Source organism: Stutzerimonas chloritidismutans AW-1, assembly GCF_000495915.1.
GTDB lineage: Bacteria > Pseudomonadota > Gammaproteobacteria > Pseudomonadales > Pseudomonadaceae > Stutzerimonas > Stutzerimonas chloritidismutans.
The window spans coordinates 37,731-60,394 of record NZ_AOFQ01000042.1 but is presented as its reverse complement, the minus strand read 5'-3'; the positions used below and the strand labels follow the sequence as shown (position 1 = coordinate 60,394).

The window sequence follows — 22,664 nt, the reverse complement described above, 5'->3', positions numbered from 1 at the left end:
GGCGCGCGGGGGAGCCGCTGCTGGTCCAGCAGCACGGCTCGTTCGAGCAGCTCCCGCGCCCGTTCCTGCTCCCGCCGGGCCAGTTGCAGCATGCCCATCTCGGCCAGGGCATCGAGGTCGTCCGGCGCCTTGCGCAGTACCTCGTCAAAGGCCATTTCGGCCAGCTGGATATTGCCGCGCTCGCGGTGAATCCGCCCGACCCAGACCAGCGCTTCGAAGCGTTCCGGCTCCAGTTCCAGTGCACGCAGGTACTGGAACAGCGCCTGGTCCAGATCCCCCGCCCGATAAGCCATGTCGGCAAGCTGCAGCGCCTGCTCCAGCGAGCCGGCCTGTTGCCGTGCGCGGTACAGCACCGAATGGTTGCCCGAGTAGATCGAGCGCCCTTCGCCGGGCTCCGGGCCCATGGACTGGCAGCCAGCAAGTACGGCCGCGATGGCCAGCAGCAGTGCGATTCTGTTCATCTCACAGTCCCCCGAACGCTTTGAGTACGCCGATCATGGCGGGGCCGATGGCGACCAGGAAAAAGCTCGGCCACAGGCAGAAAATCAGCGGGAATACCAGCTTGGTACCGATCTTGGCCGCCTGCTCCTCGGCGGCCTGGGTACGCCGATCGCGAAATTCGTCGGCGTAGACGCGCAGGGTGTCGGCCACGCTGGTGCCGAAGCGAATGCTTTGCGCCAGCAGGCTCACCAGCCCGCGGATATCTTCCAGCCCGGTCCGTTCGGCCAGGTGGCCCAGCGCCACCGCGCTGGATATCCCGGCACGCAGCTCGACGTTGACTGTCGCCAGTTCCTCGGCCAGCTCGACCTGGCTCACCGCCATTTCCTCGGCGACACGCTCGATCGCCTGTGGCAACGCCAGCCCCGACTCCACGCAGACCACCATCAGATCGAGGGCATCGGGAAATGCCGCGCGCAGGCGCATCTGCCGCGCATTGCGATGCCGCTCGACGAACATCGCCGGGGCCAGCCAGCCCAGCCCCAGCGCCAGTGCCACGGCCAGCAACCCGGGTGTCAGCGAGGCACTGGTCATCAGCGGCAGTGCCAGCAGGGTCGCGACCAGCAGCAACAGCGGCAGCAGCAGGCGGATCGCCCAGTACATCTGCACCGCGGCGGCCGAGCGGTAGCCGGCCTGCGAAAGCAGTGCGCGGGTGCCGCTGTGCTGCTCGCCTTCCCTGCCCACGAAACGCTGGCCGACCTGCTCCAGCAGCAGTTGCAGACCGCCCAGCGGCGGCTCGCCGACGCCATGCTCGGCGCCGTGCTGCCCGCCCCGCTTGATCAGCGCCAGGCGGCGGCGCATCGGATCGTGCAGGCCCATCACCAGCACCGTCGTGGTCGTCGCTGCCAGCACCACGCTCAGCGCCACCGCTGCCAGGAAGATCAGCCGCACCAGCTGCTCATCGGCGACCAGGCTACGCACCAGCCCATACAGATAATCCATGACCACTCCCCCACTCAGACCCGGATGCGGATGACCCGGCGAATCCAGAAAATGCCCAGCAGCATGGCGCCGAATGCCGCCACCCCGAGTTGCCGCCCGATCGGCTCGTTGATCAGCAGAGGCAGGTACTGCGGCGTGGTCAGCATGATCACCGCGGCCAGCACGAACGGCACACAGATCAGCACCCAGGCCGACATCCGCCCTTCGGCGGAGAGCGTCCGGACCTTGCGCTGGAAGCGGAAGCGCCCGCGGATCAGCCGGCTCAGCCGCTCCAGTACCTCGGTCAGATTGCCGCCGGTTTCGCGGTGGATGAGGATGCTGGTCACCAGCATCATCACCGTCATGCTCGGCACCCGTTCCAGCAGACCGAGCATGGCGCGGCGCACGTCGTTGCCGTAGTTGATGTCGGCAAAGGTCAGGCCGAATTCGCGCGCCACCGCGCCTCGCTGCTCCTCGGCCACCAGCCGCAGCGTCTCGCTGAACGGATGGCCGGCACGCAACGCGCGGCACATGGAGTCCAGCGCATCGGCCAGGCCTTCCTCGAACTCGGCAAAACGCCGGCTGCGATCACGCGCGATCTTCAGTATCGGCAGCCAGAACGCCAGCAGCCCCAGCGGCACCGCCAGCCACCACGGACGCAGTAGCAGCGCACAGGCCACCGCCACCAGCACGCCCAGCAATGCGCCGAGCAGCACCACCCGATAGGCACGGTAGCCATGGCCGCTCTGCTCGATCATCTGCGCCAGACGTTCCATCAGCGGCAGCTGTTCCAGCGCCGCCTCCAGAGGCGACAGGCGCGTCAGGTATTTCTGCCGCAACAGGGTCTGCATGTTCGGCAGGTCGTTGGCCTGTTCGAGCAGGTGCAGCCGCGCACGGATACGCTTGCGCACCCGTCCCGCCTCACCGAACACCGGCACCGTCAGCCCCTGGCTGAGCAGGAACACGGCGACGAAGATCATGCCGAGAAAGATCAGGATGAATTCGCCGGGCAGCTGGCTCATGGCTGCAAGCCCTCCATCCAGTCCGGGCGGAACAACTCCAGCGGCAGCTCGATGCCGCGCTTGGCCAGCACGTCGCGCAAGCCCGGCACCATGCCCGTCGCCCGGTAATCACCGAGCACCTCGCCGTGCTCGCCGATGCCGCGGCGCTCGAAGGTGAATATCTCGGTCATGGTGATGATTTCGCCTTCCATGCCGTTGATCTCCTGCACGCTGACCAGCCGTCGCTTGCCGTCTTCCTGCCGCTCGAGCTGGATCACCACGTCGATGGCCGAGGCGATCTGCTGGCGCAGCGCCTTGATCGGAAAGGTCGCGCCGCTCATCGCCACCATGTTCTCCACCCGCCCGAGGGCATCGCGCGGGCTGTTGGCGTGAATGGTGGTGAGCGAGCCATCGTGCCCGGTGTTCATCGCCGCCAGCATGTCCAGCGCCTCCGGGCCGCGCACCTCGCCGATGACGATGCGGTCCGGGCGCATGCGCAGGCTGTTGCGCACCAGCTCGCGCTGGTTCACTTCGCCGCGCCCCTCGATGTTGGCCGGGCGCGTTTCCAGACGCACCACGTGGGGCTGTTGCAGCTGCAGCTCGGCGGAATCCTCGATGGTGACGATGCGCTCGTTGTGCGGGATGAAGCTCGACAGCACATTGAGCATGGTGGTCTTGCCGGTGCCGGTGCCGCCGGACACCAGCACGTTCATCCGCCCACGCACGATGGCCTTGAGCACAAGGGCGATCGCTGGCGTCAGGGTGCCCATCTGGATCAGGCTCTCGGCGTTCAGCAGGTCCACCGCGAAGCGCCGGATCGACAGGCTCGGCCCGTCGATGGCCAGCGGCGGGATGATCGCATTTACCCGCGAGCCATCCTTCAGTCGCGCATCCACCAGCGGCGAGGATTCGTCGATGCGCCGGCCAAGGCTGGAAACGATGCGGTCGATGATGTTCAACAGGTGCTGGTCGTCCCGGAAGCGCACATCAGTGCGCTGCAGCTTGCCGTGGCGCTCGACGTAGACCGAGGCGTGGCCATTGACCAGGATGTCCGACACCGTGGCGTCGGCCAGCAACGGTTCGAGCGGGCCGAGCCCCAGCACCTCGTCGGTGATCTGCTTGATGATCAGTTGCCGCCCGGCCGCGCTGACCGGCGCGGCATGCTCGTCGAGCAGGCGCTGGCAGATCTCGCGGATCTGCCAGCCTGCGTCCGCCGGCTCCAGCGAGTCGAGCAGCGACAGGTCCATGACCTTGAGCAGCTGCTGATAGGTCCGTTCGCGCCAGTCGGCATCGACCGGGCTCAGTTGGCTGCGGGTTTCATACAGCCGCTCGACCGCCGGCATTTCCCAGGCCATGACGCCTTCCGCCCGTTCGGGCGCAGGGCCGGTGTCCGGCTGGCGGGTCGCGGGTCGCTTGCCTGTCTGCAGGCGGTTGCGCAGTTCGCTGAGCATGGTCATCCCCTGAATAGTCGGCCGAAGGTGCGCTTGAACAGGCCCGGCGCGGCGGCTTCGTTACCGAGCAGGTCCTGGGCGATCTGGCGGATGCCCTGGGTCAGCGCCGCCCGCGGCGCGTGCAGCCCCAGCGGCACGCCGGTGTTCTGGCTTTCGTTGATCACCGCATAGTCGTTCGGCAGCCGCAGCGGCTCGCCGCAATGCAGCGCCTCGGCGATGTCCTTGAGGCTGACCGGCGCCGACTTGTCGTAGCGATTGACCACCAGCTGCAGACGCTCGCCGCCGATGCCCAGGTCCTCGCGCATGATGCGCACCAGGCGCACGGCGTCCTTCAGATGGCTGAGTGACTGCTGCAGCACCACGTAGACATGATCGGCCTGCTCCAGGGTGATGCCGGTGAGGTGGTCGATCTGCCGTGGCAGGTCCACCACCACCCAGTCGTAGCTCGTGCGCGCCAGCCGCAGCAGCGCCTCGAGCTGCTCCAGCTGCACATCCTGGGTCAGGCACAGCTCGCTGGCGCGGCCACCGAGCACGTCGAGGGTCGGGCTGAAATGGCTGCAGAAGCCGTGCAGCGCCACGCCATCCAGTTCATCGATGCGCTGCAGCACTTCCATGTGGCTGTGGTTCGGCTGCACGTCCAGGCAGTGGGCGACACTGCCGAACTGCAGATCCAGGTCCAGCAGCAGCGTGCGTCGTCCGTGGGCGCTGAGACTGTGGGCCAGGTTGCAGGCGAGCATGGTGGCGCCAGAGCCGCCCTTGGCGTTCATGATCGCTATCAGCTGCCCGCCAGGCGCCGGAACGTCGCGAGCTTCCAGTGCGACCCGACCGATCGCGGCCAGCAACTCCTGCTCCAGCAACGGTTCGGGAAGAAAGTCGCGCGCGCCGACCTGCATGGCCAGACGCATGCAGTCACGATCGTCCTGCGGGCCGCAGACCAGCAGCGGCGGTCGTTGCTGCGACGGGTGCTGCTGCAGCGCACCGAGTTCCTCGCGCCACAGGTGGCTGACGTGCAGCAACAGCATGTCGGGAAGCTGCTCCAGCCCGTAGAGCGGGTCGGTGTGCCCGTTGCTCACCTGGCGCGTGCTCACCTGCAGGCCCGGCAGCTGTTCGCTGAGCGCCTTGAGCCGGGCCAGCACGCCGGCATCGCGGCCGCTGATGAGCAGCCGCAGGCCCTGTCGACCGACCGCGACACCGCTGGAAGTTTCGAGGGTGTTCAGCATGGCGTGATCTCCGGAACGGCATCGGGCTCGGCATGGCGGCCGAGGCTCTCGCGCGGCAATGTCGAGCTGAATGGCGGCAGCGTGATCGCCCCGCTCAGGCCGGGAATGAGCGAGTCGAAGGTGAAGTTCTCCACCCGCAGCTGGACGAAGCGGATGGCGCTGAATCCGGCGCTGCCGGGCGTCGACGGATTGGCTATCGGCGAGCCGTTGCCGTCGAGGTAGACCAGGGACAGATCGGCGGTCTGCAGGTTGGCGATCAGGCTGCTGGCGGCGCTGTTGTCGGCCTCGTTGAAGATCGCCCGGCGCAGGATGCGTGGCTCGTGGATCTCGCATACCGCAGCCAGCCGCGCACCACGGCGCACCGTTTCATTGAGCGCGTTGACGGTAAAGAACAGCCGGCCCAGTTCCAGCACGCCGAACAGCAGGATGAACAGCAGCAGCCCGACGACGGCGAACTCCACCACATACACCCCGCGCATGCGCCTGGCGTTCATCACAGCGCCCTCATCACGGAAGTGGCCACCAGCGGAAAGCTCAGCGAGACGGCGTCGCCGTCGAAACCCGGAATGCCGCCGCCGAACAATGGCTGAAACGGATAGCTGATGCTGACCTGCACGTGATCGCTGCCCAGCGTACTGACCGTTACCTGCGACGGGCTCAGCCCGGTGACCAGCGGCGCGCTGCCGTCCTGCGGCACCGGCACGCCATACACCGCCAGTGAGCGCGCCTGTTGCTGCAGGCTCGCGCTCAGTTCCAGCTGCCCGAGGGTGCGATTCCAGGCCTGACCGGCGACGAAACGACTAGCATCGCGGCTGGCCTGCAGCAGGCTGTTGTACTGCCACAACAGCCGACCCAGCTCACCAATCCCCAGTAGCAACAGCAGCAGCAAGGGTAAGGCGATGGCCAATTCCACCATCGCCAGCCCCTGCTGGCGCGCCCTGCTCCGACCTCCCCGACTGTTCATGGCGCCTCCTACGAGTCGCTGCTCGGCGTACGGTTATTGTCGATGTAGGTCTTGTAGAGCTGGATGATCTGCGGGCCGCCATCGTCCACCGGGTTGCTGTCCGGCACGTTGTCGCCTTCGCACTCGCTGACGAACTGGCCGAAGATCTGCGCCTCGTTGCCGGCGCCGGTGGGTAGTGGCTGGACCAGGAAGAAGCAACCGAACCCCAGCACCGGCACGGAAACCTGGCCGCCGGAGCTGCCGCTGCAGTCGCCGAGCACGATCTTCAGGATGCGCCGCTCGAACACGCCGTCCGAGCGACAGCCGTTGGGGCAATCCGCCACGCGCTGGCGCCAGTCGTTGTAATCGAGCAAGGCGCTGCTGGCGGTGGAGAGGTTGCCGTCGCTGGCGTTCACCACCTCGCCGTCATACTCGGCCTGCGCGGTGCTGTTGTTGTAGGTCATGCGTGGCGCGCTGTAGTCGGTGATCAGGTCCGGCGGATACTGATCGCCGCTGTTCGACAACGCCCCGCTGTACTGCCCGAAGCGCGTATTGAAGCCCTGGGCCACCGGGCCGATGGTATTGCCCGGCTCGGTCTCGACCGTCTCGCCGACGCTGTTGCACTGTTCGACGCCACCGGCGAGGGCTTCACGCACGTCCGCACCGCCGCTGCTGTCGCCCAGCCGAATCAGCTGAAAGTTGCCAGGCCCGATGGCCGGCGCATTGCCGGCCGACCCCTTGAGCACTTCCAGATCGCCAAAGCGATAGCCCCAGAACAGGCCATCGTCCGGCTGGTGCTGCGCCGGGTTGCCGCAAACCATCAGCGGCGCAATGTTGCAGGGGCTGGTCGGACTCGGACCGGCGGTCGCCGCGGCGGCCACGGCCTTTTCGCTGCTATTGCCGAAGACCTGCAGCAGCCCCCAGAAAAAGCCCGTCAGCGGCAGCTGGGTGACGCTGACGCGCACGTAACGTGCGTCGGCCGGGCCGGGAAAGGAGAACGGTCCGTAGACGCTGGCGGCCAGATCGACCTGCACCAGGCTGGCCGGGTCCTCACCCAGCGCCGCCGCCAGCTCGTCGTTGCCGGCCGCCTGGGCGTTGAGCTGAAAGGTGGCACGCGCCGCGTCCTGAGCCAGGCTGCCGGCATTTCCCGACCCCATCACCTGCTGCAGGGTCTTGGCGCCGCTCAGCGCAGCGGCATCCACCGCGTTCTGCAGGCGCGTCTTGTTGACCAGCATGTGGCTGCCGTCCAGCGCGAGCGCTGCCATCAACAGGATCGCCGCCAGTGCCACTACGATCAGCACCATCACCGAACCGCGTTGGGCTCGGGGCAGCGGGCGCATCGTGCGAGAGGCGTTCATGATGCGGCCCTTCAGTTTTCCACGTTGATCTGGATCGGCTGGGCGACCTGCTGCGCATCGCCGGTCACGCCGCGGTAACCGTCAAGGACCCGCTCGGCCAGCGGTCCGTCGGTGCCGACAGTCGGCAGCTCCGTGCCTGGATTGGCGGCCGTGTGCTTGTCGGCGATCTGCTGATACAGCGTTGCGTTGACCGTGCTGCCGAGCGCACCGACCCGCCCTTGCTGATAGGGAATGCAGCCGGCCAGCAGGAGCAGGACACAGACGGGGAGCAGACTTTTCATGATCGCGACTCCTACTTGAGGTCGTGGCCGAAGCGGCCTTCGCTGATGCCCAGGCTAACCGGCACCGCACGGTCGACGCCGCGGCCCTTGGTCTTGCCTAGCAGGTAGAACTCGGCATCGCTGGGCTCGACGAAATGCTCGGTGGGCAGCCGCACGGTCTTGGCATCAACCGGCTGCGCAAGGTGCGGCGTGACCAGGATCACCAGTTCGGTTTCGCCGTGAATGAATTGCTGGCTACGGAACAACTGACCCAGCACCGGCACGTCGCCCAGGCCGGGGAAGCGGCTGACGAAATCACGGGTGTTCTGGCTGATCAGGCCGGCAATGGCGATGGTCTGTCCGTTGCCCAGCTCGACGGTTGACTGCGCGCTGCGTTTGGTCAGCGACGGAATCACCTGGCTGACGCCGTTGCCGAGAATGCTCTCCAGGCCGGTGTCCAGTACCAGCGAGTTGGCGTTGGAGAGCTCGCTGACCGAGACGTTGAGGTTGAGGTTGATCCGCCCAGAATCGAGCACCACAGGCAGGAACTTGACCCCGACCCCGAATTCCTTGAATTCGATGGTGATGCCGTCGTCCTCGGTGATCGGCACCGGAAACTCGCCGCCGGAGATGAACTCCGCCTGCTGTCCGGTCAGGGTGGTCAGCGTCGGTTCGGCAAGCACCTTGGCCGAGCCGTTGTCCTTCGCAGCCTCGAGGACCACGTTGAAGAGGAAGTTGTCGGAGAGGAACTGGCCGAAGATGCCGGTGCCATCGCCGAACAGCGTGGTCGGGTTGACCAGCCCGTCCTCATCGAAGCCCAGCCCGGCGCCGTTGTTGAAGCCGCCGCCGGACCAGCGCCCGGACGAGCCGAAGTCCAAGGCGTTGAAGCGCACGTTGAGATTCTTGAACAGGTTGCGCTGCATCTCGGCGACCTTCACTTCGAGCATCACCTGCTGACTACCGCCGACGCTGAGCAGGTTGATCAGTTGCAACGGCCGCTGCGCCGCCGGCGACGCCTGAGCCATGGCGCCCTGCTCCGCGGCTATACCAGGCGCCGGCTCGCTGTAGCTCTGGGCCAGCCTGAGTGCACTGTCCATCACTGCGGCACTGCTGACCTGCCCACGCAGCACCAGCGCACCCTGGGCGCTGAACACCTCGATGGGCTCGTTCGGCAGCACCTGATGCAGTTTGCTTTTCAGGCCGCCGAGGTCGTGCACCACTTCCAGATCGAGGCTGTCGATAAGCCGGTTGCCGCTGTCCCACAGCAGCACGTTGGTGCTGCCCAGCGACCGCCCGAGCAGATAGAGCTGCGTCGGGCTGGTGATGAGAATGTCGGCGATCTCCGGATTGCCCACCGAGATGCGCTTGACAGCTGTGCGCGTGGTCAGCACCCGCGACTTGTAGATCGGCACCTGAACGTCGCTGGTATTCGCCGCCGGGGTCGCGACGACAGCCGGGGTCGCCTGGGCGGCCGCCAGGCCGGACAGCATCATGCCCAGCACCAGGGCCGTAGCCCCCACTCTGCACTTGCTCTTCATGTCCTTCTCCTTGCGCGTCGGTCCGCTCTGGCCGCGCGTCGTCAGCCGGCAGTCGCCCTACAGCCCCAGGTTGCTCACGTTCACCTGGGTGCCACGAATGATCGTCACCCCGCTCGGCGCGGGCGCGCGGCGCACCACCGGTTTCGGCGCCACTGCAACCGGAGCTGGCGGCGGGGCCGCCACCGGCTTCTTCTGGTTATCCAGGGGATTGCGCAGCGCCAGCTGCAGGCGGCCTTCGGTCATCGCCTTGACCAGTTCCTCGGCTTCCTCGGAGCTCATTTCCAGGGTCACCGCGCGTACCACCACCGGCTGGGTCTTGTCGGTACTGGCGGTCTGGTCGACGGCGAGCACGCGCAGGTCTTCGAGAATGGTCCTGGCCTCGGCTTCGTCGCCGTTGCCCTTGCGTCGAGTGGCCAGCACGTCGACGCGGTTGCCCGGCAGCAGGAAGCCGCCCACCCCCACCACATCATCGACCCGCACCGACACGGCGCGCTTGTCGGTGGCAATCAGCGAGGCCAGCGTGCTGCCGCCCAGGTGTTCGGCCAGCCGCGCACCACGCAGTACATCGCCGCGCAGCATGCCGAAGGTGGCGATCTTGCCGACCACGTCTTCGGTGGCGGCGAACGAGTCGTCCGGCACCGTGCCCTTGGGCATGCGCACCAGCGTCACGTGTTGCATCTCGACCATGCGCCCGAAGGGGATCTCGGTGGTGGCGACCACCACGTTCTGCGACTGGTCATCGGGACCGGCATCGAGCCTTGCGCTCAGCCAGTTGTTGGCCATCCAGACCGCCCCCAGTCCCAGCAGCAGAGACAGCGCGATCAGCGTGAGAGTACGAGCGCCCATGTCTGTATCTCCTCATCCGAGAAATTCGAGCTGAACGAAGTAGTTGCGCCAGGCCCATTGCAGGTCGTCGGGCGTCAGCGGGCCGCTGCGTTGTGCGTAGCGCTGGCGGTCCAGCGCCATGCTCAGCAGGTCGCGCGGGTGGCACGGCACCAGCGGCATGCCCTCGGCCTCGTAGAGGTCGTGCAGGACGTAGCGCAGCAGGTGCGCATCGAAAGCGATGCCCAGCCGCTCGGTTTCCTGGCGCCAGAGGCGCTCGTACTCCAGCGGCCTGAGGTAGTTGAAGCGCAGCTTGTAGCCGATCCGCCGCAGGAAGGCCTCGTCAGCCAGTTCCAGCGGATTGAGGTTGGTGGAGAACACCAGGACCATGTCGAACGGCAGTGCGCATTGCTGGCCACCGCCGAAGTTGAGGAAGTCGCGCTTCTCCTCCATCGGCACGATCCAGCGGTTGAACAGCTCCAGCGGCGGCATGCGCTGGCGGCCGAGGTCATCGATGACGAACAGGCCGTTGCTGGCCTTGAGCTGCAGCGGCGCCAGGTAGCGGCGGCTGAAGGGGTCGTAGCGGATGTCCAGCTGCTCCATGCTCAGCTCGCCGCCGGATACCGCCAGCGGCCGCATGCAGCACAGCAGGCGGCGGTCGACGCCTTCGCTCAGCAGCAGACTGGGCGACTGCTCGTCCTCATCCAGGCGCTGGTGAATCTGCGGGTCGTAGATCTCTACCACCGCGTCGTTGACGGCGATGGCGTAGGGCACCCAGATCACCTCGCTGAACAGCCTGGCCAGGCGTGCACTGATGTAGGTCTTACCGGTGCCGGCCGGGCCGTAAAGCATGATCGCGCGCCCGGAGTTGAGCGCCACGCCGAGCTGATCGAGCAGGTCGTCGGCGAGCACGACGCCGCTGAAGGAGGAGCGCATCCGCTCGGCATTCACCCGTCCGTGGTGAATCGTCTGCACTTTGACCAGCGAGCGATAGGTGCTCACCGGAAACGGCGCCGCACCTACGTAGCCACTGCGCTCCAGCGCGGCGCGGGCAGCATTGCGGCCCCGCTCGGTCAGGCCATAGCGCAGGGCCTGGCCATTGTGTTGGCCGAGCACCTCGATGCGGCCGTCCTTGCGCAACAGGCCCAGCACTTCCTCCAGTACCGCGCCGGGCAGCGTCAGCCGCTCGACCAGCCGCGACATGTCCAGCGCGCCACCTTCGTGCAGGTGCTTGCATAGCAGGTCGGCAAGCAGCTGGTCGCTCAGCCCGGTCTCCGCGATGCTGCGCGGCTGCGGCGCCAGACGCTGCACCGCGTCGCGCTCGCTGGGGTAGGCATCGCTGTCGCTGACGGCGTACATGGCGCTCTCCCGCGCTAGAAGTTGAGCTGGCTGGACAGGCTGGCAGTGGTTCCCAGAAGAATCGCGACGGCGTAGGGGAACGGCTGGCCAGCGACCTCGCTGGACGCTGGTGGCAGGTAGCTGTGGACGCGGAACATCGCGCCGTAGCGAACCAGGGTCTGACGTAACTGCCCGTGCCAGAGCAGCAGCGCCAGCCCGCAGAGGCCGCCGGCGAGCAGGCTTGCCGCCGTGGCCAGCAGTGCCTGCTGCGGCGTGAGAAACGCCCCGACCATCGCCATCAGCTTCACATCGCCCGCCGCCATGCCACCGGTGAGGTAGAGCAGCAGGAACAGACCGAAAGCGATCAGCCCGGCCAACATCCCCTGCCCCAGCCCGACCAGACCGCTGACGAAAAACTGCCCGGCCAAGCCCAACGCCAGCCCCAGCAGGATCAGCAGGTTGGGAATGCGGTGACGGCGCAGGTCGCTGATCGCCGCCAGTCCCAACAGCGTCAGCAGCAACAGCGTGCTGATCCAGCCTTGACTGCTCATCGCGATGCTCCGGCCTCAGGATGCCGGGGTCCCGCCGAGCGCAGTGATAAGCGCGTTGATCTTTACGAGCACCGCCGCGCCCAGATTGGTGAACGCCAGGGCAACGGCCGCGGTAATCAGCCCTCCGGCCACGGCGTACTCGACGATGGTCAGCCCGTCCTCATCCTTGGCAAACGCCAGCATCGCGGTCTTGATCGATTGAATGGTCATTTCGCTCACCTCACTCGAAAGTGGTTGCTCAAAGGCGGGCAACGCGGCGTGCGTTGCTTGAGGTGAACACTAGTCAGCGGACCGAAGCGGTCGTTAGGACTCAATTGCCGATCGCTAGCACTCAATTTCGCTGGCACTGCACTGCCCTACGGATCGCCTCAAGGCGGCTGCCGAGACGGATGCAATCAATAACGGCAAATAGCCATCACTAAGGGCGATTAGCAGAAATCGTTATTACCGATAATGGCCAATTGCCAATACTGTGGGTAAGGAAATGTAAAGAGCAGAGCTAGTGCAGATGTCTAACTCTCCGCCGCTACCGGTCCTTCGCTGGATCGATCTGACTCACGACCGCAGCACCGCAACGCTGATGAGCCAGTTCACGGCGTTTAGCGACTCTCGCCTGCTGCAAGCGCATAGCCTTGCCGATAGCAAGCCGGGGCAGCGCATCGACATGATCTGCATGCACTTCGACCGCCCCGATGCCCCGGGCTTGAATCAGTTGCAGCAGGTCAAGCATGCCGCTCCATCGATCCCCATCAGCATGTTCACCGTCCAGCATTCCGAAGAACTGGCGGTGTGGGCGATGCGCTCACGCGTCTGGGAATACATCACCCTGCCGCTGTCAGCGGCCGAGTTGCGGCGTTTCCGTCAGGCGCTGCAGGGGTTGCTCGAACTGCGACAGAACAGCGAACGCGGCGCACGGCGGATGCTCAGCGAGCATTACCCCGACCTGCCGCCGAGCATCCGCCTGACCGCCGACCACCAGAAGCACCAGCTGCTGGCGCGGGCGACCCAGTACATTGACCTGCACTTTCGCGAGAACCTCGATCAGAAGGAGCTGGCGCGGCTGTGTGAGATGACGCCCTCGCGTTTCAGCCGTCTGTTCCGCGACGTGCATGGCGTCTGCTATCTGGAGTACACCCTGGGCAAGCGCCTGGAGTTCGCCAAGGATCGGCTGGAGAACTCGCAGATGCCCATCACCACCATCGGCTACGAAGCCGGCTTTCGCGATCCTTCCTACTTCGCCCGTGCGTTCAAGCAGTTCGTCGGCTGCACGCCAAGCGAATACCGCCTCGCCGGTGGCGCGAACGCTGCCACGCACGCCACTCAGGCACTACAGGACGCCACCGCGACACCCGCCCGGCTGGAGCTGGACATCGGCGCCTGAGCGTTGGAGTGTCGACCGTGCCCGTCTGCTGTCGTCCTTGCCACCCACCATCGCGTCTGTCGCCCGCATGCCGCTCAATCTGGCTAAAAAATATCCACATCGGTATACTCGCGCGCCTTTTTCATGCGCGGTTTTCGAGGTTCAAAGTCGATGAGCAAAACGCCAACAGTCGGGTTCGTGAGCTTGGGGTGCCCCAAGGCAACGGTCGACTCTGAACGCATCCTCACCCAGCTGCGCATGGAGGGCTACCAGATCGTGCCGTCCTACGAGGATGCCGATGTGGTGGTGGTCAACACCTGCGGTTTCATCGACAGCGCCAAGGCCGAATCGCTGGACGCCATCGGCGAGGCGATCGCTGAGAACGGCAAGGTGATCGTCACCGGCTGCATGGGCGTGGACGAGAACAACATCCGCGGCGTACACCCCAGCGTGCTGGCCGTCACCGGGCCGCAGCAGTACGAGCAGGTGGTCAACGCCGTGCACGAAGTGGTGCCGCCGAACATCGAGCACGACCCCTTCGTCGATCTGGTGCCGCCGCAGGGCATCAAGCTCACCCCGCGCCACTACGCCTACCTGAAGATTTCCGAAGGCTGCAACCATACGTGCAGCTTCTGCATCATTCCGTCGATGCGCGGCAAGCTGGTCAGTCGTCCGGTGGGCGATGTGCTCAGCGAAGCCGAGCGTCTGGTCAAGGCCGGCGTGAAGGAAGTCCTGGTGATCAGCCAGGACACCAGCGCCTATGGCGTCGACCTCAAGTACAAACTGGATTTCTGGAACGGCCAGCCGGTCAAGACGCGCATGCTCGAGCTGTGCGAGGAGCTGGGCAAGATGGGCGTGTGGGTGCGCCTGCACTACGTTTATCCGTACCCGAACGTCGACGACGTGATCCCGCTGATGGCCGCCGGCAAGATCCTGCCGTACCTGGACATCCCCTTCCAGCACGCCAGCCCGAAGGTACTCAAGGCCATGAAGCGCCCGGCCTTCGAAGACAAGACCCTGGCGCGCATCAAGAAGTGGCGCGAGATCTGCCCCGAGCTGACCATCCGCTCGACCTTCATCGTCGGCTTCCCCGGCGAGACCGAAGAAGATTTCCAGTACCTGCTCGACTGGCTGACCGAAGCCCAGCTCGACCGCGTCGGCTGCTTCCAGTATTCGCCGGTTGACGGCGCGCCGGCCGAGGTCATGGGCCTGGAACCGGTACCGGACGAGATCAAGCAGGATCGCTGGGACCGCTTCATGGCGCACCAGCAGGCCATCAGCGCCGCGCGCCTGCAGCTGAAGGTCGGCAAGGAACTGGACGTGCTGATCGATGAAGTGGACGAGGACGGCGCCATCGGCCGCTCCTGGGCAGACGCCCCGGAGATCGACGGCATGGTCTACATCGACAGCGAGAAACCGCTGCAGCCGGGCGACAAGGTCCGCGTGCGCGTCACCCACGCCGACGAGTACGACCTCTGGGCCGAAGTGATCTGAGCTAGTCCGCCATACGAAAACGCCCCGCAAATAGCGGGGCGTTTTCATTTCTGCACGACGAGTCCTCGGCAGCGTAGCGTGGAAAACGGCGAAGCCTTTTCCACTGCCGAGCTGCGGGTTCGTCAACGCTGCGGTGGTTGCCGCACCGGTGCGCCATTGGCCACGTAGTAGCTCGCCGTGCTGCGCGGCAGCGGCTCGCGACCGCGAATCCGGTCGGCGATCTTCTCGGCCAGCATGATGGTGGTGGCGTTGAGGTTGCCGGTGATGATCTGCGGCATGATCGAGGCATCCACCACGCGCAGCCCTTCCACCCCATGCACACGGCCCTGACCGTCGACCACGGCCATATCGTCCGTACCCATCTTGCAGGAGCAGGACGGGTGATAGGCCGTCTCCGCGTGCTCGCGGACAAAGGCGTCCAGCTCGGCATCGCTCTGCGCGTCCACGCCCGGGTTCAGCTCGCGACCACGATAGGGATCGAGCGCGGGCTGCGCGATGATCTCGCGGGTGAGGCGAATGGCATCGCGGAACTCGCGCCAGTCCTGCTCGTGGGCCATGTAGTTGAACAGGATGCTCGGATCGACCCGTGGATCGGTGGAGCGAATCTCGATGCGCCCGCGACTGGGTGAACGCATCGAGCCGACGTGGGCCTGGAAGCTGTGGCCGTTGTGGGCATTGCTGCCGTTGTAGCTGACCGCCACCGGCAGGAAGTGGAACTGGATGTTCGGCCATTCGAACTCGTCGCTGCTGCGGATGAAGCCACCAGCCTCGAACTGGTTGCTGGCACCGATGCCGCTGCCGAGGAACAGCCATTCGGCGCCGATGGCCGGCTGGTTCCACCACTTGAGCGCCGGGTACAGCGACACCGGCTTCAGGCATTCGAACTGCAGGTACATCTCCAGGTGATCCTGCAGGTTCTGGCCGACGCCGGGCAGCTCCTGCACCAGCGTGACGCCGAGCTTCTTCAGCAGCGCGCCATGGCCAACTCCCGAGCGCTGCAGGATTTGCGGCGAGGCGATGGCGCCGCCGCACAGCAGCACTTCACGGCGCGCACGCGCCACCTGTGGCTGCTCGCGGCCGCGCAGGTAACGAACGCCGACGGCACGCTTGCCCTCGAACAGCACACGGTCGGTGACGGCATGGGTGTGGATGGTCAGGTTCGGCCGCTCCTTGGCCTGATCCAGATAACCGCGCGCCGTGCTGGCGCGCCGGCCCTGGGGCGTCACGGTGCGATCCATCGGGCCGAAGCCTTCCTGCTGGTAGCCGTTGAGGTCATCGGTACGCGGGAAGCCCGCCTGCACGCCCGCTTCCACCATGGCGTGGAACAGCTCGTTGTTGTCGGCCTTGGGTGTGGTCACGCTGACCGGGCCGTCGCCGCCGTGGTAGTCGTTGGGGCCGATATCGCGCGACTCGGCCTTGCGGAAGTACGGCAGGCAGTCGAGGTAGGTCCAGTCCTCCAGCCCCGGAGTCTTGGCCCAGTTGTCGTAGTCCAGGGCGTTGCCGCGGATGTAGCACATGCCGTTGATCAGCGAAGAACCACCCAGGCCCTTGCCGCGGCCGCAGTCCATGCGGCGGTTGTTCATGTGCGGCTCGGGGTCGGTCTTGTACGCCCAGTTGTAGCGCGTGCCCTGCAGCGGATACGCCAGTGCTGCGGGCATCTGGGTGCGGAAATCCAGGCGATAGTCCGGGCCGCCGGCTTCCAGCAGCAGCACGCTGACGTCGGCGTCCTCGGTCAGGCGCGCGGCGAGCACGTTTCCCGCCGAGCCGGCGCCGATGATGATGTAGTCATATTCCATGGTTCAAACCTCCCTCAGAACACCGAGGCGAACTCGCCCAGCTCTACCTGTACCGATTTGACCCGCGTGTAGTGCGCCAGCGAGGCGATGCCGTTCTCGCGGCCGATGCCGGACTGCTTGTAGCCACCGACCGGCATCTGCGCCGGCGATTCACCCCAGGTATTGATCCAGCAGATGCCAGCCTCAAGGCGATGGATGATGCGGTGCGCCCGCGCCAGATCGGTGGTGACGACGCCGGCGGCGAGGCCGTACTCGGTGTCGTTGGCGCGGCGGATGACCTCCTCTTCGTCCTGATATTCGAGCAGGCTCAGCACCGGGCCGAAGATCTCCTCGCGCACGATGGTCATGTCGTCGCTGCAGTCGCTGAAGATGGTCGGCGCGACGAAGGCGCCTCTGGCGTGCTCGCCGTCGGTCACCCGCTCGCCACCACAGAGCAGCCGCGCGCCGGCGGCCTTGCCCTTGGCGATGTAGTCGAGCACGTTGTTCATGTGCGCGAAGCTGACCAGCGGACCGAAGTTGGTTTCCTCCTGCTGCGGATCGCCGAGACGAATGCGCTGCACCCGCTCCAGCAGCTTGGCCTCGAACGCCGCTTTCAGACCGGCCGGAACGAACACCCGCGTGCCGTTGGTGCACACCTGGCCGGAGCTGAAGAAATTGGCCATCACCGCGATGTCGGCCGCGCGGTCCAGATCGGCATCTTCGCAAATGATCAGCGGCGACTTGCCGCCCAGCTCCATGGTCACGTCCTTGAGCGACGACGCCGCCGCACTGGCCATGACCTTCTTGCCGGTGGCCACGCCGCCGGTGAACGACACCTTGGTGATGCGCGGGTGCTCGGTGATCAGCGCCCCGACGCCGGCGCCACTGCCAGTCAGTACGTTGAACACGCCATCGGGCAGCCCAGCTTCGCTGAAGATCTCCGCCAGTTTCAGCGCGCTCAGCGAGGTGACTTCGCTGGGTTTGAAGATCATCGCGTTGCCGGCAGCCAGCGCCGGTGCGGCTTTCCACAGGGCGATCTGGATCGGGTAGTTCCAGGCGCCGATGCCGGCCACCACGCCCAGCGGTTCGCGCCGGGTATAGACGAAGCTGCTGTCGCGCAGCGGAATCTGCTCACCTTCGATGGCCGGTGCCAAACCGGCGTAGTACTCCAGCACGTCGGCGCCGGTGACGATGTCGACACTGCGGGTTTCGCTCAGCGGCTTGCCAGTGTCCAGGGTTTCCAGCACGGCCAGCTCGTCGTTGCGCTCGCGCAGCAGATCGACCGCACGACGCATGATTCGCGCCCGTTCGATGCCGGTCAGTGCCGCCCAGATGCGCTGGCCCTGCTCGGCGCTTTCAACCGCGCGCTCCAGATCGGCCGCACCGGCCTCCGCCACTTCGGCCAGGACTTCGCCGTTGGCCGGGTTGATGCTCTCGAAGGTCTGGTTGCTGCTGGCGTCGACGTAGCCGCCATGGATATAGAGTTGCTGCCGTGGAAAACGGGCCATGATCTACCTCTTCGTACTGTTCGTGGCGGCAGCGGATCGACGCTGCCGCAACATGATTGGAACGCCTCGGGGATCGCCCGAGGCGTGCAGGATCAGGGTGTCGGCGCCGCGCCCGGATTGGGCATGCCGCTTTCACCACCGCCGTTCTCGCGTTGCAGATGCAGGAAGTGCATGTGGTGCTCGTAGTGGTCGAGGATGTCCTCGATCAGCTGGCGCCGCGAGTAGCCCATCAGGTCGTAACCCAGGCTGCCCTGACGCAGATGCACCTCAAGCCGGTAGTAGTCGGCGTTGCCGCTCTGCGTGCGCAGGGCAAAGGACGGCATGGTGCCGCGCACCGGCCAGATCTGGTAGGTGAAGTCCTGCTCGCTGCCCAGATTGACGTGCAGCGCCAGGTGCTCGTTGCCCGGTTCGCCTTCGACGATCTCCACCGGCACGCCCTTCTCGCCCAGCGCCTTCTGGATCTCCTCCATCGCCGGCTTGCACACATCCTTCAGGTAACGACGGATCTGCGAACGGCTGGGGAAGCTCATTGCCCGCGACAGGCGCTGACTCCAGTTCATCTGCGTGTGTTCCAGCGTAGCGCGCCCGGACAGGTAGCCGGACAGGCTCTTCTGGTAGCTGTCGGCCATGACGCCTTCGACGTGCAATGCCTTGAACAGCCCGTACATCATGAACAGCAGGACGATGGAGAACGGCAGCCCCATGATCACCACGGTGCCCTGCAGCGCAGTCAGGCCGCCCGCAATCAGCAGCGCCAGGGTGAGAATGCCGATGATCGCCGCCCAGAGGATGCGCATCCACACCGGCGCATCGCTGTTCACATCGTTGAGGATGGAGGTGAAGTTCGACAGCACCAGCGAGCCGGAGTCGCCGGAGGTGACGAAGAAGACGATGGCCAGGATGGTCACCACGATCGTGGTGAGACCGGCCCACGGCAGGCTCTGCAGGAACAGATAGATCGACGAACCGGGGTTGCTCACCGCCTGCTGGCCGAATTCGAGGGCACCGCCCATGACCATCTCGATGGCGCTGTTACCCATGATCGACATCCAGGCCATCATGAAGGCCAGGGGCAGCAGCAGCGTGCCGATGACGAACTCGCGGATGGTGCGACCGCGGGAAATCCGCGCCAGGAACAGGCCCACGAACGGCCCCCAGGCGATCCACCAGGCCCAGAAGAACACTGTCCAGGCGTTCAGCCAGTCGGTCGGCCGGCGGTAGGCGTAGGTGTCCAGCGACAGGCTGATGAAGTTGGAGAAGTAGTCGCCGACGTTCATCACCAGCGCGTTGAGCAGGAACACCGTGTCGCCGACCACCAGCACGAACAGCAGCAGCAGGACCGCCAGCAGCATGTTGAATTCGGAAAGCCGGCGAATCCCGCGCTCGACCCCGGTCGCCGCCGAGATTGCCGAGAACACCACGATCAGCACCACCAGCACCGCCTGGGTGAGCGTGCCTTCCGGTATGCCGAAGATGTAGTTGAGGCCGAAGTTGAGCTGGATGATGCCGATGCCGAGACTGGTAGCGATGCCGAACACCGTGCCCAGCACCGCGGCGGTATCGACGGTATGCCCGATGGGGCCGTAGATGCGCTTGCCGAAGATCGGATACAGCGATGAGCGGATCGACAGCGGCAAGCCCTGGCGAAAGCTGAAATACGCCAGCGACATTCCGACCAGGGTATAGACACCCCAACCGGAAAGGCCCCAGTGCAGGAAGGTCAGCTCCATGGCGTGGCGCGCGGCCTGGGTGGTTCCGCCCTCGCCTACCGGTGGTTCGAGAAACTGGGTGATGGGTTCGGCGATGCAGAAGAACAGCAGGTCGATGCCGATCCCGGCGGAAAACAGCATCGCCGCCCAGGTGACCACGTTGAATTCGGGTTTGGAATGATCCGGCCCAAGGCGGATCTTGCCGTAGCGGCTGGTAGCCACGATCACCACGAAGAGCAGGTAGACCAGCACGGCGAGAAAGTAGAACCAGCCGAAGGTGTCGGATATCCAGCCAAGTACCGTGTTGATGACCGCTTGGGAGCGATCTGTGAAGAACATCGTCCATATGGCAAACGCCACGATGGCGATTGCGGAACCGTAGAAAACTACGGGATTGATCCGGTCAGCCGGCGCTTCGGAATCATTGGGCGAGAGCTCAGCCTCGTTCATCAGTTCTATCTCCTGAACTTGTTCTGGCTTTTACGACATCGCGGTGCGACGTATTGCGGCAGGTGGCGGGCAAATCTCTTGAAATTGCTGCGCACCAAGGGCGGGATGGGCATGCATAGCGGCCGTACTGATGACAGCCATGCCCGTCGGCAAGCTGCTGCCGACAAAAAATTGAGTTGAATCATGCTCCCATAATGGCGAAGTCGGCGTGCATCCTACACGATAAGTGTCAATTTCGCGAATCACGGCGAAATCGGCACCATTCCATACGCCTTGATCCGACCCTTCGGTCATGCGAATCGCCTCGCCACGAGCGGCCCAGCGCTCCGCTCCAGCTCGGCGTTTTCAGCGATTGTGCGCTGACTTATGATCGGCCCCGCATAGCAGCAGCCTTCTCCCATTCCACCTGCAGAGATGAGTTCATGTCGTCCGATCCTCGCTTCACCGCCATGCCCGACGCCAACGGATATTTCGGCCCCTATGGCGGCCAGCTGGTCCCACCGCACCTCAAGCAGGCGATGGACGACATCAACCTCGCCTACGAGGAAATTCGCCAGCGTGATGACTTCCGGCAGGAACTGGCCGCACTGTTCGCCGACTACGTGGGTCGGCCAAGCCCGATCTTCCATGCGCGGCGGCTGTCCGAGCAGCTCGGCGGTGCGCAGATCTATCTGAAGCGCGAAGACCTGAACCACACCGGCGCGCACAAGATCAATCACTGCCTGGGCGAGGCGCTGCTGGCCAAATTCATGGGCAAGAAGAAGGTGATCGCGGAGACTGGCGCCGGCCAGCACGGGGTTGCCCTGGCTACCGCCTGCGCGCTGGTCGGCATTCCCTGCGAGATCCACATGGGCCAGGTGGACATCGAGAAGGAACACCCGAACGTCACCAAGATGAAGATCCTCGGCTGCAAGCTGGTAACGGTCACCCGCGGCGCCGCGACGCTCAAGGAAGCGGTGGATAGCGCCTTCGAGGAATACCTGAAGGACCCGCACAACTACATCTACGCCATCGGCTCGGTGGTCGGCCCGCACCCGTTCCCGAAGATGGTCCGCGACTTCCAGTCGATCATCGGCACCGAAGCCCGTGAGCAGTTCCTCGCCAAACATGGCCGCCTGCCCGATCACGTGGTTGCCTGCGTCGGGGGTGGTTCGAATGCCATGGGCATGTTCACCGCCTTTCTCGAAGATGCCGCGGTCGAGCTGGTCGGTATCGAGCCGGCGGGCGAAAGCCTGGACAAGCCTGGGCGCCACTCGGCCACGCTATCAAAGGGCAAGCCCGGCGAGCTGCACGGCATGGCCTGCTACGTGCTGGAGGATGCCGATGGCAACCCATCGGCGGTGCATTCCATCGCCTCCGGCCTGGACTACCCGGGCGTCGGCCCGCAGCACAGCTACCTGAAGGATCTAGGTCGGGTGAACTACCAGACCGCGACCGACCAGGAATGCCTCGACGCCTTTATGACCCTTTCCCGCGTCGAAGGCATCATCCCGGCCCTGGAAAGCGCCCACGCAGTGGCCTGGGCCATCCGCAGCGCACCGACGCTGAGCAAGGAAAGCCATATACTCGTCAACCTCTCCGGCCGCGGCGACAAGGATGCCGATTACGTCGCCAACCTGCTCGGTCTGTAGCGCCCGCGTGGCTGACCGACGCTGCATATGCGCGTCGGCCGGCCGTAAGCGCAACCGGCGGCCGTAGCGGGTAAGATGCGCAGCCGCCCGACTGCTTCCTAGGCCCGCCTTCATGGATCACAGCGTCTCGCCTATCGGCTACGTCCGCTCCTGCTTCAAGGAGAAGTTCGCAATCCCCCGCCAGCCCAGCCTGGCACCAGCCGCACGCGGTGTGGTGGAACTGCTGCCGCCGTTCGACAGCGGGGAGGCGGTGGCCGGGCTCGAGCAGGTCAGCCACGTATGGCTGCTGTTTCTTTTCCATCAGGCGCTGGAAAGCAAGCCACGCCTCAAGGTTCGCCCGCCTCGCCTCGGCGGCAATCGCATGGTCGGCGTGTTCGCCACCCGCGCGACCCACAGGCCCAACGGCATCGGCCAGTCGGTGGTCAGGCTGGATAAGGTCGAGCCGGGACGACTGTTCATTTCCGGCATCGACCTGCTGGACGGCACCCCGGTGCTGGACATCAAACCCTACGTGCCGTACGCCGACGCGCTGCCTGAGGCACGCAACGAGATGGCCGCCGACGCGCCAGGGTTGATCGAGGTGCAGTGGTCGAACGCCAGCTTCCTGCAGGCTGGCCACGAAGCATCGCGGCTCGGCGAACCCCTGGTGGAGCTTATCGAGCAGTGCCTGGCGCAGGACCCGCGCCCGGCCTATCAGAAACCCGAACCGGAACGGCGATACGGCGCGCAGTTCTGGGATGTGGACGTGCGCTGGCATTATCCGACGCCAGGCGTGATCCGCGTTCTGGAAGTCGCGCCAGCAGCGCCGCAACCGGCCTAGGGCCGGCGCGGCGCCC

General features: G+C 65.5%; 22 protein-coding genes. 4 read left to right on the top strand and 18 right to left on the bottom strand.

What is annotated here, in order from left to right; genetic code table 11:
* The 14 genes from F753_RS50195 to F753_RS38520 all read right to left on the bottom strand — a co-directional run.
* Positions 1–461, bottom strand: a 461-nt coding sequence (locus tag F753_RS50195; protein WP_023445683.1) for a tetratricopeptide repeat protein, incomplete at its 3' end; no start/stop codon positions are given.
* A gap of 1 nt (position 462) precedes the next feature.
* Positions 463–1,440, bottom strand: coding sequence for a type II secretion system F family protein (locus F753_RS38580; RefSeq protein WP_023445682.1), 978 nt, complete (start codon positions 1,438–1,440; stop codon positions 463–465).
* 14 nt (positions 1,441–1,454) lie between these two features.
* Entirely contained in the window at positions 1,455–2,441 is a 987-nt protein-coding gene (locus F753_RS38575; RefSeq protein WP_023445681.1) for a type II secretion system F family protein, read from the bottom strand.
* A complete protein-coding gene (locus tag F753_RS38570; protein ID WP_031297819.1) occupies positions 2,438–3,871 on the bottom strand; it encodes a TadA family conjugal transfer-associated ATPase in 1,434 nt (477 codons plus the stop codon). Before F753_RS38570 ends, F753_RS38575 begins: the two co-directional genes overlap by 4 nt.
* Positions 3,872–3,873: 2 nt before the next feature.
* The gene (locus F753_RS38565) at positions 3,874–5,091 is read right to left on the bottom strand and encodes an AAA family ATPase (protein WP_023445679.1); all 1,218 of its coding nucleotides are present in this window, start codon (positions 5,089–5,091) and stop codon (positions 3,874–3,876) included.
* Positions 5,085–5,585, bottom strand: coding sequence for a TadE/TadG family type IV pilus assembly protein (locus tag F753_RS38560; RefSeq protein WP_023445678.1), 501 nt, complete (start codon positions 5,583–5,585; stop codon positions 5,085–5,087). Before F753_RS38560 ends, F753_RS38565 begins: the two co-directional genes overlap by 7 nt.
* A complete protein-coding gene (locus F753_RS38555; protein WP_031297818.1) occupies positions 5,585–6,055 on the bottom strand; it encodes a TadE/TadG family type IV pilus assembly protein in 471 nt (156 codons plus the stop codon). The genes F753_RS38560 and F753_RS38555 overlap by 1 nt, the downstream gene beginning before the upstream one ends.
* Positions 6,056–6,063: 8 nt before the next feature.
* Positions 6,064–7,392 (bottom strand): Tad domain-containing protein, encoded by a 1,329-nt coding sequence (locus F753_RS38550; protein WP_031297816.1) that lies wholly within the window; start codon positions 7,390–7,392, stop codon positions 6,064–6,066.
* 11 nt (positions 7,393–7,403) lie between these two features.
* On the bottom strand, positions 7,404–7,673 hold the full coding sequence (locus F753_RS38545) for a hypothetical protein (RefSeq protein WP_023445675.1): 270 nt from the start codon (positions 7,671–7,673) through the stop codon (positions 7,404–7,406).
* A gap of 11 nt (positions 7,674–7,684) precedes the next feature.
* Positions 7,685–9,190 carry a type II and III secretion system protein family protein gene (locus F753_RS38540; RefSeq protein ID WP_023445674.1) on the bottom strand — a complete coding sequence of 502 codons (1,506 nt, stop codon included), beginning with the start codon at positions 9,188–9,190 and terminating at the stop codon, positions 7,685–7,687.
* A 57-nt stretch (positions 9,191–9,247) separates the two neighbouring features.
* Positions 9,248–10,036: a Flp pilus assembly protein CpaB gene (gene cpaB / locus F753_RS38535; RefSeq protein ID WP_023445673.1), complete on the bottom strand. Its 789-nt coding sequence runs from the start codon at positions 10,034–10,036 to the stop codon at positions 9,248–9,250.
* 12 nt (positions 10,037–10,048) lie between these two features.
* Positions 10,049–11,371, bottom strand: coding sequence for a P-loop NTPase family protein (locus F753_RS38530; protein ID WP_023445672.1), 1,323 nt, complete (start codon positions 11,369–11,371; stop codon positions 10,049–10,051).
* A gap of 14 nt (positions 11,372–11,385) precedes the next feature.
* The gene (locus F753_RS38525) at positions 11,386–11,901 is read right to left on the bottom strand and encodes an A24 family peptidase (RefSeq protein WP_023445671.1); all 516 of its coding nucleotides are present in this window, start codon (positions 11,899–11,901) and stop codon (positions 11,386–11,388) included.
* A gap of 15 nt (positions 11,902–11,916) precedes the next feature.
* Complete coding sequence (locus F753_RS38520) at positions 11,917–12,111, bottom strand: Flp family type IVb pilin (protein ID WP_023445670.1); 195 nt, start codon at positions 12,109–12,111, stop codon at positions 11,917–11,919.
* A gap of 298 nt (positions 12,112–12,409) precedes the next feature.
* Between F753_RS38520 and F753_RS38515 the strand changes: the two genes are divergently transcribed.
* Positions 12,410–13,282, top strand: a complete 873-nt coding sequence (locus F753_RS38515; RefSeq protein ID WP_023445669.1) for a helix-turn-helix transcriptional regulator — start codon at positions 12,410–12,412, stop codon at positions 13,280–13,282.
* A 150-nt stretch (positions 13,283–13,432) separates the two neighbouring features.
* A complete protein-coding gene (rimO, locus tag F753_RS38510; protein WP_031297814.1) occupies positions 13,433–14,755 on the top strand; it encodes a 30S ribosomal protein S12 methylthiotransferase RimO in 1,323 nt (440 codons plus the stop codon).
* Positions 14,756–14,877: 122 nt separating this feature from the next.
* Here the strand turns inward: rimO and betA are convergent, their stop codons facing one another.
* The 4 genes from betA to F753_RS49585 all read right to left on the bottom strand — a co-directional run bounded on the left by betA (position 14,878) and on the right by F753_RS49585 (position 20,491).
* Positions 14,878–16,551, bottom strand: coding sequence for a choline dehydrogenase (betA, locus tag F753_RS38505; RefSeq protein ID WP_023445667.1), 1,674 nt, complete (start codon positions 16,549–16,551; stop codon positions 14,878–14,880).
* Between the two features lie 14 nt (positions 16,552–16,565).
* On the bottom strand, positions 16,566–18,038 hold the full coding sequence (gene betB, locus F753_RS38500) for a betaine-aldehyde dehydrogenase (protein ID WP_023445666.1): 1,473 nt from the start codon (positions 18,036–18,038) through the stop codon (positions 16,566–16,568).
* Positions 18,039–18,130: 92 nt separating this feature from the next.
* Positions 18,131–20,197: a choline transporter gene (locus F753_RS38495; RefSeq protein ID WP_023445665.1), complete on the bottom strand. Its 2,067-nt coding sequence runs from the start codon at positions 20,195–20,197 to the stop codon at positions 18,131–18,133.
* 30 nt (positions 20,198–20,227) lie between these two features.
* Positions 20,228–20,491: a hypothetical protein gene (locus F753_RS49585; RefSeq protein ID WP_141396788.1), complete on the bottom strand. Its 264-nt coding sequence runs from the start codon at positions 20,489–20,491 to the stop codon at positions 20,228–20,230.
* 128 nt (positions 20,492–20,619) lie between these two features.
* Between F753_RS49585 and trpB the strand changes: the two genes are divergently transcribed.
* Positions 20,620–21,828 (top strand): tryptophan synthase subunit beta, encoded by a 1,209-nt coding sequence (gene trpB, locus F753_RS38490; protein ID WP_023445664.1) that lies wholly within the window; start codon positions 20,620–20,622, stop codon positions 21,826–21,828.
* Between the two features lie 112 nt (positions 21,829–21,940).
* Positions 21,941–22,648, top strand: coding sequence for a tRNA (N6-threonylcarbamoyladenosine(37)-N6)-methyltransferase TrmO (gene tsaA, locus F753_RS38485; RefSeq protein WP_023445663.1), 708 nt, complete (start codon positions 21,941–21,943; stop codon positions 22,646–22,648).
* Positions 22,649–22,664: the final 16 nt, after the last annotated feature.